General features: G+C 62.0%; 10 protein-coding genes. 5 read left to right on the top strand and 5 right to left on the bottom strand.

What is annotated here, in order from left to right:
- Nucleotides 1-9: 9 nt before the first annotated feature.
- From BACI9J_RS16485 to BACI9J_RS16465, 5 genes are all read left to right on the top strand, one after another.
- Entirely contained in the window at nt 10-954 is a 945-nt protein-coding gene (locus BACI9J_RS16485; RefSeq protein WP_159735321.1) for an NTP transferase domain-containing protein, read from the top strand.
- A complete protein-coding gene (locus BACI9J_RS16480; protein ID WP_159735320.1) occupies nt 951-2,309 on the top strand; it encodes a molybdopterin molybdotransferase MoeA in 1,359 nt (452 codons plus the stop codon). The genes BACI9J_RS16485 and BACI9J_RS16480 overlap by 4 nt, the downstream gene beginning before the upstream one ends.
- Before the next feature lie 51 nt (nt 2,310-2,360).
- Entirely contained in the window at nt 2,361-4,667 is a 2,307-nt protein-coding gene (locus tag BACI9J_RS16475) for an FdhF/YdeP family oxidoreductase (RefSeq protein ID WP_201296599.1), read from the top strand.
- A gap of 1 nt (nt 4,668) precedes the next feature.
- On the top strand, nt 4,669-5,580 hold the full coding sequence (gene fdhD / locus BACI9J_RS16470) for a formate dehydrogenase accessory sulfurtransferase FdhD (RefSeq protein ID WP_159735318.1): 912 nt from the start codon (nt 4,669-4,671) through the stop codon (nt 5,578-5,580).
- Between the two features lie 129 nt (nt 5,581-5,709).
- Nucleotides 5,710-8,757, top strand: a complete 3,048-nt coding sequence (locus tag BACI9J_RS16465; protein WP_159735317.1) for an alpha-mannosidase — start codon at nt 5,710-5,712, stop codon at nt 8,755-8,757.
- A 35-nt stretch (nt 8,758-8,792) separates the two neighbouring features.
- Here BACI9J_RS16465 and BACI9J_RS16460 read toward each other — a convergent pair whose 3' ends face one another.
- From BACI9J_RS16460 to BACI9J_RS16440, 5 genes are all read right to left on the bottom strand, one after another.
- Nucleotides 8,793-9,803, bottom strand: a complete 1,011-nt coding sequence (locus BACI9J_RS16460) for a hypothetical protein (RefSeq protein WP_159735316.1) — start codon at nt 9,801-9,803, stop codon at nt 8,793-8,795.
- A 2-nt stretch (nt 9,804-9,805) separates the two neighbouring features.
- The gene (locus BACI9J_RS16455) at nt 9,806-10,702 is read right to left on the bottom strand and encodes a hypothetical protein (RefSeq protein ID WP_201296598.1); all 897 of its coding nucleotides are present in this window, start codon (nt 10,700-10,702) and stop codon (nt 9,806-9,808) included.
- Between the two features lie 81 nt (nt 10,703-10,783).
- On the bottom strand, nt 10,784-11,590 hold the full coding sequence (locus BACI9J_RS16450; RefSeq protein ID WP_159735314.1) for an amino acid ABC transporter ATP-binding protein: 807 nt from the start codon (nt 11,588-11,590) through the stop codon (nt 10,784-10,786).
- Nucleotides 11,577-12,236 carry an amino acid ABC transporter permease gene (locus BACI9J_RS16445; RefSeq protein WP_159735313.1) on the bottom strand — a complete coding sequence of 220 codons (660 nt, stop codon included), beginning with the start codon at nt 12,234-12,236 and terminating at the stop codon, nt 11,577-11,579. Before BACI9J_RS16445 ends, BACI9J_RS16450 begins: the two co-directional genes overlap by 14 nt.
- Nucleotides 12,237-13,052, bottom strand: coding sequence for an amino acid ABC transporter substrate-binding protein (locus tag BACI9J_RS16440; RefSeq protein ID WP_159735312.1), 816 nt, complete (start codon nt 13,050-13,052; stop codon nt 12,237-12,239). It abuts the gene before it with no gap.
- Between the last annotated feature and the right edge of the window lie 228 nt (nt 13,053-13,280).

Here is a 13,280-nt window from a genome sequence, read left to right as displayed (position 1 = left end):
TCTGGGCGGATGGAGTTCAATGCCGTCATTTTGGCGGGTGGCAGGGCCACCCGCCTCGGTGGCGTGCCCAAGCCAGGCTTGAAGTACGACGGCGAGACCCTCCTTTCGCATGCCCTGGAGGCTGCCCGGGGTGCTTCCGCGGTAGTGGTGGTAGGGCCGGATTTGCCAAGCCCGGAGCACAGTGGTGAGCCGGCAACCACAGGACAGCCCGGCGCCGGAGGAGAGGTCTCCAGCAGTGTCCTGCGGGCGCGCGAGGAACCGGTTTTCGCCGGGCCGGCAGCAGCCATCGCAGCCGGTTTGAAAGCGTTGAAGAAGAACGCCAAACGCAGTCCATGGACTCTGGTGCTGGCCTGCGACATGCCGCATGCATCCCGCGGTGTTGGCCTCCTGTGGGCCGCACTGGAGTCCAATCCCGGAGTGGAAGGAGCCATGGCCGTCTCCAGCGATGGCCGGAAGCAGCCACTTCTGGGGGCCTACAGTACAGCTGCTTTGGAAAGGGAAGTGGCCGTAGCTTCGGAAGGTTCCGGGTTAACGGACTCTCCAGTGTTCCGGCTGCTTGCTAGGCTGAACCTGCTGGATGTTGACGTCCCCGTAGGATCCACCGATGACGTGGATACGTGGGAGGACGCTGCGGCTTTGGGCATTGACTACGAGTTGGAGGCGGACGTGAAGAGCCAGGAAGAGACACTCGAGGAATGGTGCCGGACGCTGCTTCAGGCTTTCGAGCTTGAGGGCGTGGAAGTGGACATCAACGAGGTCCTCGCGGTGGCAGGAGTAGCGGCGCATTCGGTGGTGCGTCCGGCCGCGCCCCTGACAACCTTTATTGCCGGATACGCGGCCGGCATGGCCCGCGGAATCGGTCAGGCCAGCGATGACGCGTCCATGAACGCTGCCCTGGAACTGGCCCGCAAAATTGCCAAAGAGTACTCGGAGACCGGGACCGGCCCGGAATGACGCAGGCCCCCCACGAGGGCCATCACGCGGCACACACATGGCATGAGGCCCGGCAGCGCGCGTTCGATGCAGCTGCTCCCATCCCGTCAGGCCCCGTTCCTCTCAGCTCAGCGCTTGGCCGCACCTTGGCTTCTGATGCCCTGGCTGTGCAGGACATGCCGCACTACGCCTCGTCCGCTATGGATGGGTGGGCAGTCAATGGCAGCGGCCCGTGGATCCTCAGCGAGCCGGGGCAGAGGCTCGCACCGCACCAGGCGAGTCCGATTGTTACGGGTGGGCTGATACCGCCCGGTGCCAAAGCGGTGCTGCGGAGCGAGAGTGGTGTGATAGCCACTGACGACGACGGCCTGCCGGTTCTTGCGCTTGGCGGCAGCGCCAAACCGGGGGAGCCCCGCAACGGTCAACACGTCCGCAAAGCTGCAGAAGAGGCAGCCGAGGGGGACGTCCTGCTCAAGGCCGGGACGGTGCTGAATCCGGCCCACATTGCCTTGGCAGCGCTGGCGGGCCTGGACCACCTGGATGTTCTTGGAAAACCGTTGGTCCGTTTCCTTCTGACGGGTTCGGAAGTGGTATCCCATGGGGTTCCAAGGCCCGGCCAGGTCAGGGACACCTTCGGCCCGCAACTGGGGGCCGTGGTGGAGCTTCTGGGCGGCATCGCCGGGGAACAGCTAAGGGTAGGTGACAGCTACGAAGAGTGGATCGATGCCCTCCAGGACACCGAGCCGACGCTGGATGAGCTGACCCCCGACCAAGGCGCGGTTGAAGCGGAACCGCCTGCCGACGTCGTTATTACTACGGGTGGGACGGGTCGTTCGGGAACGGACCACCTGCGCAAGGCAGTAGCTGAGCTCGGCGGCAGTTTGCTGATAGATGGCATTGCCATGCGCCCCGGACATCCTGCCGTGTTGGCTGAGCTGCCCGATGGCCGTTTTGTGTTGGGACTGCCGGGAAATCCGCTGGCTGCCATGATGGCTTTGTTCACAGTGGGTGCACCCCTGCTGGCTGCTTTGGGTCATGGCCGCTTGGCAGAGGTGGCTGAGGTCGCTTGCGGCACCACCCTTGATGCCGAGCCCGGCCGCACGCGCCTGATGCCATTCAAGCTGGTGTACGGGTTGGCGTCGCCGGCCAACCATGCGGGTCCTGGAATGATGCGTGGCCTGGCCGGCGCGGACGGCGTGATGGTGGTTCCGCCGCACGGAGTCCAGCTGGGTGAGATGGTGCCCGCGTTCCCCCTGCCTTGGGGCAAAGCGCTGCCCGTTCCGAAGGCTCCGGAAGAGAAGACCCGGAAACCGTCACCGCGGCAACAAAGGAAGGCTCCTTCCGGCCCGGTGGACTGGAGCGCGCTGGACAACTGAGAGGTGTCATAAAGAGCTTTGGCTCTGGTGACAAAGTGCAATGATGGAGTCATGAACAGGCATGCTCCCGAACAGGACATCAACGAAGATGACCTGCAGATCCACCCACCCAAACAAGCAGCGGCAGGCGTCAAGGCTGTCACGGTTGCCCTGGAACGCGGTTACGCCCAAGCCGGTGTGGGCCGTACTGTGCGTTCCATGCTCAGGGTCAACCAGCATGACGGCTTCGATTGTCCGGGGTGTGCATGGCCGGAATCAATCACGGGCAAACGCAGTCCCGCAGAGTTTTGCGAAAACGGTGCCAAGGCAATTGCCGAGGAAAGCACCACCAGGACAGTCGGTGCAGGGTTCTGGGCCAAGCATTCCCTGGCGGACCTTGAGGATAAGACCGAATACTGGCTGGGAAGCCAGGGCAGATTGTCCGAGCCCGTGGTGATCCGACCCGGTGACACCCACTATTCGCCCATCAGCTGGTCCGATGCCTTTGCCCTGATCGGTGAACACATCAACGCCACAACCCCGGATAAGTGCGTTTTCTACACCTCCGGCCGGACGGCCAACGAGACCGCATTCATGTATCAGCTGTTTGCGCGCAGCCTGGGAACCAACAACCTTCCTGACTGCTCCAATATGTGCCATGAATCTTCCGGGAGCGCCCTGAACCCGACCATTGGAATCGGAAAAGGCACTGTCTCGCTGGAGGACATCCACCACGCGGAGTTGGTCCTGGTTGTGGGCCAGAATCCCGGAACCAACCACCCCCGCATGCTGTCCGCCCTGCGCGACTGCAAGAACAACGGCGGCAAGATCATCGCCGTCAACCCGCTCCCCGAGGCCGGCCTCTTGAACTTCAAGGACCCCCAGTCCCTCAACGGCGTGATCGGTGGCGGTACCACCATTGCTGATGAGTTCCTGCAGATCAAAGTGGGCGGTGACCTCGCACTGTTCCAGGCACTGGGCCACCTGCTCTTGGAGGAAGAGAAACGGAACCCGGGGACGGTCGTCGATCAATCCTTCATAGATGAGCAGACCGAAGGTTTCGCAGCTTACCAGGAAGCGCGCTCGGTGCTGGACTGGGACGAAACAGAGCGGGCCACAGGGCTCAGCCGGGAAGAAATCACCAAAGCGGCCGGGATGATGGCTGCCTCAAAGGCAACCATCATCTGCTGGGCTCTTGGGTTGACCCAGCAGCCCCACTCGGTGGATACGCTCCGCGAGATCATCAATCTGCTGCTGCTTCAGGGCAACTTCGGCAAGCGCGGAGCCGGCGCCTGTCCCGTCCGCGGCCACTCGAACGTCCAGGGTGACCGCACCATGGGCATCTGGGAAAAGCCCAAGGAATCCTTCCTGGCCGCGCTGGATGCCGAATTCGGCTTCCACATGCCCAGGGATCACGGCTACGACTCCGTGGAAACCCAGCACGCCCTGGAAAAGGGCGAAGTGGATGTTTTCGTCTCCATGGGCGGAAACTTCGCGGCGGCGGGTTCGGACACGGCGGCCCTTGAAGAAGGGTTGAAGAGGGCCGGACTGACAGTCCATATCTCCACCAAGCCCAACCGCGCCCACGTGGTGCACGGCAAGACGTCCCTGATCCTGCCGACGCTCGGCCGGACGGATACAGATGACAAGCATCCCAAGGGCAAACAGTTCCTCTCGGTGGAAGACTCCATGTCCGTCATCCATAAAACACAGGGACGGCTGGAACCGGTATCGGAGCATCTGTTGAGCGAACCGGTAATCGTTGCGCGTATGGCCCAAGCAACGCTGGGAGATAACCACAGCGTGGACTGGCGAGCCATGGCCGAGGATTACGACGTCATTCGGGACCATATCTCCCGCGTCATTCCCGGCTTTGAGGACTTCAATGCCAGGGTCCGCACCAAGAACGGTTTTGTGCTCCCCAACCCGCCCCGGGATACCCGTACCTTCGCCACGGACATCGGCAAGGGACGTTTCTCCGTGCGACCGCTGGAGTACCTTGAAGCACCAACAGGCCACCTGATTCTGCAGACGGTCCGCAGCCACGATCAATACAACACCACGTTCTACGGTTTGGATGACCGGTATCGAGGTGTCTCGGAAGGGCGCCGAGTGGTCCTGGTCCACCCGGAGGACCTGGCGGAACTGGGCTTCGAGGACCGCGACCTGGTGGATGTCATCTCCACCTTCGCCGGAACGGAACGGCGTGCCAACAAGTTCCGGCTTGTGGGCTACCCCACGGCCAGGGGATGTGCTGCGGCGTACTTCCCGGAGGCCAACGCGCTGGTACACCGCGAACTGGTGGCACGGGAATCCAACACCCCCGGCTACAAAGCCATGACGGTGCGCTTTATCAGGCATGAGGAGGACGGCTCCTGATATGGGACGTGTAACCCAGCGCCGCAAGGTGCACAAGTTTGTCCTGGACGGCTCGCCCCAGGCGTTGGAGCATCCCGTCCGGTTCAAGGAAGACGTCCTGGCTGTGGAGGAGCCGTTGGAGATCCGCCTGGGTGAGATGTCGTTCTCCGTAACCATGCGGACCCCCGGAGACGACTTCGACCTCGTCGCGGGGTTCCTGGTTTCGGAAGGGATTATCTGGGAGCCGGGACAGCTGGTTTCGGAGCGGTTCTGCTCCGGGGAAGACGAAAACGGGGTGCAGACCTTCAACGTGGTGGATGCGCAGCTTCGGCCGGACGTGGAACGGCCCGATACCGGCCGCAACGTCTACACTTCCAGCTCCTGTGGAATCTGCGGCACGGACTCGATCGAGGCTGTCCGCAAGTCCTCCCATCACAGCCCGCGCGAGGACGACGTCACGGTCCCGGTCCCGGCCTTGGCCGCCCTGCCGGACCGTCTCCGTGAGGCGCAGGCAGTCTTTGACAAAACCGGTGGTGTGCACGCTGCCGGACTCTTCAGGATCCACGACGACGGCAGCACCGAGCTGCTGTGCCTCCGGGAGGACGTGGGCAGGCACAACGCGGTGGACAAGGTGGTGGGCTGGGCCTTGCGAGCCGGCATGCTGCCCTTGAAGGGGACGGTGCTTCAGGTATCCGGCAGGGCTTCGTTCGAGCTCGTCCAGAAAGCAGCCATGGCAGGGATTCCCGTGCTGGCCGCCGTGAGCGCGCCGTCCAGCCTCGCGGCGGAACTGGCGGACGAAACGGGGATCACGTTGGCGGGGTTTAGCCGCGGGCACAGCCTCAATGTGTATGCCGGGCGGGACAGGGTTATTGCGGACGTGCCGGATGCAGAGGCTCAGGCCGTGGGTGATAGCCGACAGTCACTTGGCTATTAAGCTGGAACAACGTAGATTTTATCCATCGATTGGAAGCGTGGCGATCCCGCAGTCGCCGTCTGCAACCCGGCACGTCAGGGTTGCGGTAAAAGAGCCTTGTCACCCAGCGAACGCCCAAAGGGGAACTCATTGCACGACGACCGCCGGATCACTGAACAGCGTCTCGACCGGTTTGTTCGGGAACGCATTCTTCCGGCAATATACGGCAGGGCGATCCCGCTTCAGCTGAGTAGTTGGGACGTGCCGGGCGAACCCGTGCCCGCGGCCGAAGCCCTGCGCCAAATCTTTACGCCGCAGGAACCCGGCACCGCGTGGGGCAAGGCATGGAGCACCAAATGGCTGCGCCTCCAAGGCGAGGTACCGCAGGACTGGGGCATGACTGATTCCACCACGGTGGAAATCATCGTTGATCTTGGCTTCAACAGTGATGTTCCCGGGTTCCAGTGCGAAGGCACGGCATGGCGTTCTGATGGAAGCATCATCAAGGCCATTTCGCCGCGGAACTACCACGTGCCCCTCAAGCTTCTGGGCGGAGGCCAGTCCGTGGACTTCTATGTGGAGGCAGCAGCCAACCCGGACGTCGCGCAGGGGTGGTCGTTCGCCCCCACTCCGCTGGGGGATAAGGCCACTTCCGGCGATGAGCCCCGGTACAGGCTGGGCCGCATCGCCGTGGCTGAACTGAACGAAACAGTGTGGGAACTGAACCAGGACATCTGGACCCTGAGCGGGTTGATGCACGAACTTCCCGTGGAAATGCCCAGGCGCCATGAGATCCTGCGTGCGCTTGAACGCATGCTGGACGTCATGGACCCGGACGACGTCGCTGGAACGGCTGCCGCAGGCAGGGCAGAGCTGGCGCAGGTCCTCAGCCGTCCCGCGTACGCCTCTGCCCATGAACTGCTGGCTACCGGCCATGCGCACATCGACTCCGCCTGGCTGTGGCCCGTCCGCGAAACCATCCGGAAGTGCGCCCGCACTTTCTCCAACGTGGTGGCGTTGATGGATGAAGACCCCGACTTCGTGTTCTCCTGTTCTTCGGCACAGCAGATGGCCTGGATGAAGGAGTTCTTCCCTGAGCTCTTTGTACGCATCAGGGAAAAGGTGAAGGCCGGGCAGTTCGTTCCCGTGGGTGGCATGTGGGTGGAATCGGACACCAATATGCCAGGCGGCGAGGCCATGGCCCGCCAGTTCGTGGAAGGGAAGAGTTTCTTCCTGAACGAGTTCGGCATCGAGTGCCAGGAAGCGTGGCTGCCCGATTCGTTTGGCTACTCAGGTGCCATCCCGCAGATCGTTAAGGAAGCCGGCTCGCGGTGGTTCCTCACCCAGAAAATTTCCTGGAACAAAGTCAACCGGATGCCCCACCACACCTTCGCCTGGGAGGGCATTGACGGTACCCGGCTGTTCACGCATTTCCCGCCGGTGGACACATACAACGCTGAGCTGCACGGACGCGAATTGGCCCACGCCGAGCGCAATTACCGCGATCACGGCCGGGGAACAATGTCGCTGGTGCCGTTCGGCTACGGCGACGGCGGCGGCGGACCCACACGCGAAATGGTGGCCGCTGCCCATCGCACGGCGGATCTTGAAGGCTCTCCGAAGGTTCGCCTGGGCACTGCCAAAGAATTCTTCACGAAGGCCGAGGCCGAGTACACAAATCTGCCCGTCTGGGTGGGTGAGATGTACCTGGAAATGCACCGTGGGACCTACACCAGCCAGGCAAAGACCAAGCTCGGCAACCGGCGGAGCGAACACCTCTTGCGTGAAGCGGAGCTGTGGTGTGCCACAGCAGCCGTCCGTCTTGGCGAGGAATACACCTATCCGGCGGACGAACTCAAGCGTCTCTGGCGGCTGGTCCTCCTCCAGCAATTCCACGACATCCTGCCCGGCAGCTCCATCGCCTGGGTCCACCAGGACGCTGAGCGGAACTATGAAGCCATAGCCCGGGACCTCGAGGACATCATCAGCCACGCAGCGCGCGCACTGGTGGGGGAGGGCGATCAGCAATTCCTGCTGAACGCGGCTCCCCATCACCGCAACGGCGTGCCCGCTCTGGGGGCGGCCCGGGCCACCACACCGGAGTCCGGCGATTCGCCCCATCCCGGCGTCCAGGTTGACGAGCTCGACGAAGGCTACGTTTTGGATAACGGCATCATTCGCGCAGTCCTGAACCGTGACGGACTATTGACATCGCTGGTGGACCACGCCAGCGGCCGCGACGCCATAGCCCCCGGGCACACCGGAAACCTGCTGGAGCTCTTCCGCGATACCCCGAACGAATGGGACGCCTGGGACATCGAAGAATTCTACCGACGCAACGTCACCCCCTTGACCCGCGCTGATGCGATCGATGTTGAGCGCTCGCCAGGGGCCGTCGTCGTAGTGGTCAAACGCAAGGTGGGTGCCTCCACCATTGCGCAACGTCTGACTCTCGACGCCGGTGCGGAGTCGCTGCGTATCAGCACCACGGTGGACTGGCAGGAACGCGAAAAGATGCTCAAAATTGCCTTCCCTCTTGACGTCAGGGCGGACCGTTCGGCGTCCGAGACCCAATTTGGCCATGTCTTCCGCCCCACGCACACCAACACGTCCTGGGAGGCCGCCAAGTTCGAGATCTGCGCCCACCGTTGGATCCACGTTGCCGAGCCCGGCTACGGCGTAGCAGTGAGCAACTCCTCCAGCTACGGGCACGACGTCACCAGGGCGGTCCGTGCCGATGGCGGAACCACGACGACGATCCGCACCTCGCTGCTGCGCTCGGCCCGGTTCCCGGACCCGGAAGCGGACCGGGGTGAGCACACACTCGAATTGACCATCAGGCCCGGCGCTGAGATTGCTGATGCCGTGGAAGAGGGCTACCGAACCAACCTGAAGCCGAGGTTCATCACCGGCGGACAGGCCGTTGAGCCGCTGCTTTCCGTGTCCAACCCCGCAATTGTGGTGGAGGCGGTAAAGCTGGCTGAGGATGGCTCAGGCGATGTGATTGTGCGGCTCTACGAATCCTTGGGAGAGCGCTCAACGGGCACGCTGAAGGCCAATTTTGAGTGCGCTGATGCGGTGTCTACGGATCTGCTGGAGCGCCCCACGGAAGCCCCGGGTGTGACAGTTGAGGAGGGCTCCGTGGTGACCCTGGTGCTCCGGCCCTTCCAGTTGGTCACTTTGAGGCTTATGCGCTGAGCTACTCTGCTGGCTGGCCTCCTCCGCTGGCTGGGTTACTCCGCCAGTTCGGCGTCGACGGCATCCTTCACCACTTGGACCCGAAGGGGAATCACGGTGTCGTGGTGTTTGATCTGGTCTGCAACGTTCTTGGAGAAGACTTCGTCAACCAGGGTGGGCATGTTCTTCACACCGTTCAGGTAGCGCTTGGCGGCAAAGTCGAACTCTGACCTGTTGTTCTTGATCCGGCTGTTGAGAGCCTTGAGTTCGTCGGCAAGCTTGAGGTATTCCGCGTCCGGGGCGTTCCGGGCCGTGGCATCATCAATCTTCTTGACGTACTCGTCCTTGATCCGGACAAATTCGTTGTAGTTCTCCTCGGACTTCGCAGTTGTCTCTGCATGCGATTCCAGCTGCGCGATCTCGTTGTCCAAGGTGCGGGCAAACTCAACATAGGAGACGTTTTTGGATTCCTTGAGTTGGTTGACGGCTTCCCTGCACGGGACGGCCGCCTGTGCAAGGAGTGTTTGGCGTTCCCGAAGGGTGGCTGCCTTGGAACCTACAAAGAGTCCGCTGCATCCGGCACCGTCTTCCCTGAAGAGGCCTTCGAACCGGGGGTATGACTCCACGAGTCCCTCCATGGAGTCGAGGTAGGCCTGGTATGAATCACCCAGCTGGGCTACGGCCACAGCGGTGGTCCCTGCCTCGCCCCCGGTATCCTTGCCGGCCTGCACGTCGCTCAAGGCGGTCCGTGCGGAGTCCATGGCCTGCTGGAATCCCTCCCGCTCCTTGGCGGAGTTCTTCTCAGCCTCCTCTTGTGTTGCGGGGAGGTTGCGTGCCTTCTTATACGCGGCCAGATAGGCGTTGACAGCGGGCTGGATCTTGCCCCTTGCCTCAACTAATGCCGTCAGACGATCCTCCTTGAGGAGGGACAGGCTTTCCCTGCGCTGCTGGCCGGCAAAGTTGGTCAAGGCGATCACCACTGCCGCGGCAACCACCGCCAGCACAACTGCAATGGCAACAGCAATGAGGATGGGGCGGCGCTTACTGCGAACAGGCTCAACGGTCATGGCTATTTCCCCTCACCGGACGCGGCATCAAACTGTTCAAGGCTTTTCTTGAGGACGCCTTCGAATTCGGAGTTTGAGCTGTTGGCGCTTTCAATGATCTTTGAGTACTTATCCTTGGTGGCAGCTTCATACGTTGTTTGCGCCTTGGCGAACGCATCATTGATATCCAACAGTGCAACGCCGGCAAGGGTGCTCTTGCTGAGGCGCTCAAGGGCGTCCTTGCTGTTGAGCACTTCCTGCTGCTTGTCCCGCTGCCCCCGGATGACGGTCTCCACGTCCGTGAGCAGGATAGTGGTCTCGGCGTCGGCGCCCTCCTTGGCCGTGCCCAGCGCAGCCAGACACTCATCGGCGCTCTTGACGTAGTCCTGGGCATAGGACTCACTGGCGACGTTCAGGGATGAATGCAGGGCCGCGCACGGTCCGCCCACGGAGCGGTAGATGTTGGAGGTGTTGATCACCAGTTGGTCGTTGTAGGCAATCACCGCACTGTACTGATCCTTGAACCGGTTGAAGGCCTGGGCGAGTTCCTGATCCTGCAGTGCCGGCGAGTCCGCCATGTCTTCCAGGCGGTCACGATTTGCCTGTGACTCACGCACAATGCGCTCACGGTCCTGGCTCAGGACTTTTTCCTCCTCCGCCTGCCCCGCTTTTTCGGAAATGGCGTTCGAATACCGTCCGGAAAACTGTTGGACCAAGGGATCATAGAGGTTCATCGAGTTGTCCACTATGACGCGGTGCTTGTCCAGGCGCACAACGTCAGCGCGGCTTGTTCCGGCCGGACGCGAGAGGGCAAACCAGGTGCCAAGCCCGGCGGCCACCAAAGCCGCAACGAGGGCAATGACAATGATTGCCGTGCGTCCGGAGCGACCCCTGCCGGGCGCGCTGGCTGTCTCTTCCAAGGATTTTCCCCCATATTTATGAACTGCTTGTTCCTGCAAAACTCTTAAAGCGTGCAAAAGAGCCAAAAGTCTGTCAACGGCTTAGACGTCGTGCTGGAGCCTCTTCACGAAGAGCTTGGTCCGTTCCTGGCGCGGTGCCCGCAAGACTTCCGCAGCCGGTCCCCGCTCCACAACTACGCCGCCATCCATGAAAATCACTTCGTCTGCCACGTGCTGGGCAAAGGCGAGCTCATGGGTGACGATCACCATGGTCCACCCTTCCTCGGCGAGTTCCTTGATGACGCCCAGGACCTCGCCCACCAGCTCCGGGTCAAGCGCGGACGTGGGCTCGTCGAAGAGCAGCAGTTGGGGCTTGAGCGCCAACGCCCGGACGATTCCAACACGCTGCTGCTGGCCGCCGGAGAGCTCAAAAGGGTAGGCATCGCGTTTGTCCGCCAGGCCAACCCGTTCCAGTAAACGTTCCGCCTCGGCAATGGCCTCTGCTCGAGGCCGTTTTTGGACCTGGACGGGGCCTTCGATGATGTTCTTCAGCACGGTCATGTGAGGAAACAGGTTGTAATGCTGGAAGACCATGGCGCTGCGGTCCCGGAGGGCAGCCACCTCCTTCTTCCCAACTTTCGCGCCGAAGTCTATGGCGAGCTCGGCTGAGGAATCGCCGCTTCCAAAGGTGACCGTTCCGGCGTCGGGAATTTCCAGGCCATTCAACGAACGCAAGACCGTGGTCTTGCCCGAGCCCGATGGCCCGATCAGGGCCACTACCTGGCCGCGTCGGATATCAATGTCGATGTCGCGCAAAACGACGTTGCTTCCGAAAGCCTTGGCCAGGTTCCGCGCCTTCAGCACCGAGGCGGCGCCCGGCTGTTGTGTGGATTCGTCAGTGGGCAACATAGCGGTCCAATCTCTTTTCCACCGCGGATTGAGCAGTGGAAAGGACCAGGCAAATTACCCAGTAAACCAGGGCTGCCTGGAGGTAAAGGGCCATGAACTCCTGGCTGAACGCTGCGATTTGCTGGGCGTTGCGGAACAGTTCTGTGACCAGGATGAGCGAGGCGAGTGAGGTGTCTTTAACCAGCGAAATGAAGGTGTTGGACAACGGCGGAACGGACACCCGTGCGGCCTGGGGAAGGATGATGCGCAACAGCGCCTGCGGGCGGGACATGCCGATGGTGTGGCCGGCCTCCCATTGGCCTTTCGGCACGGAAAGGATGGCCGCACGAATGATCTCCGCCGCGTACCCGCCCACGTTCAATGAGAAGGCGATGATGGCGCTGGGCCAAGGGTCAAGCCGAATGCCGACGCTGGGCAGGCCGAAGAAGATCACAAAGAGCTGCACCAGCAGGGGCGTCCCGCGGATGACCGAGACGTAGAAGCGGCCGATTCCTGAGAGCAACCAGTTGGGGCTCAGGCGCATCAGGGCAACCACCAGCGCGAGCACCAGGCCGAAGGCGAAGGACGCAAGCGTCAGCGGTATGGTCCCGGTGACGGCACCGGTGATCAGAGGACCGAAGGAACTCCAGATGAGGTCCCAGTTCATCTATTTGGTGACGTCCGCGCCGAAGTACTTCTCCGAGATTTTAGCCAGGGTGCCATCTGCCTGGAGGTCGGCCAGTGCCTTGCTCACAGCTGATGCGAGCTCTGTGGAGCCTTTGCGGAACACCATGGCGCTCTCGGTTTTCTCCGGTGCCTCGGCAGCCACCTTCAGGCCCGAGTCGGGAGTGTTCTTGGCGTAGTCCAAGTACGTGAGTTTGTCATTGACCGTGGCATCCACTCGTCCCTGCTGAACCAGTGTGGCGGACTGTGCCCAGCCCTCCACGGCCTGGACGTTGGCGCCGGCTTCAACTGCCATCTTGTAGAAGTTGCTGGTCAACGACTGGGCGGTGGTCTTGCCCTTGAGGTCTGCGAAGCTGTTGATGCTGCTGTTGTCCGATTTGGTGACCACCACGCCGGTGGAAATGGTGTACGGCGTGGAGAACTCGTACTTGGCCTTGCGCTCGTCATTGATGGAGATCTGGTTGGCAATGGTGTCAAAGCGCTTGGATTCCAGGCCGGCAAAGATGCCGTCAAACTGGGTCTCCTGGAAGGTTGCCTTCACGCCGAGTTTCCCGGCCACTGCCTGGGCGATCTCGACGTCGAACCCGGTCAGCTCTCCCGCGCCTTCGGCGTGGAAGCTGAAGGGGCGGTAGGTGCCTTCAGTGGCGATGATGAGCTCACCTTTGGATTTGACGTCGGAAAGGGATGTATCACCGCCGGACTGGGCGGGCGTCGATCCTCCGCCGCATGCGGAAAGTGCAAGGGCGGCCGCGGCCACGGTTGCTGCGAGGACAGAGCGGCGGGTACGAAGGCTGTTCATGGAGCCATCTTAGTCACCGCCCCGGCCAGGCTTGGTGGTGACGTGCAAAGTGCCGTTAAAAAGGCTGAGTGGGGGCGGTCCCCAACAGCCCGCCACCACTCATCCCCCCAATTGTGATCACGTGGGCGCCACATCCACCGGAAACCCGTTCTCTGATTCCGGAGTCAGGCTGCAAGCCGCGTTCACACATTCATGATTGTGCCACGATCTAATGGTTTTGTGAAAGTC

Source organism: Arthrobacter sp. 9V, assembly GCF_902506065.1.
Lineage (GTDB): Bacteria > Actinomycetota > Actinomycetes > Actinomycetales > Micrococcaceae > Arthrobacter.
This window is presented reverse-complemented; position numbering and strand designations above follow the sequence as displayed.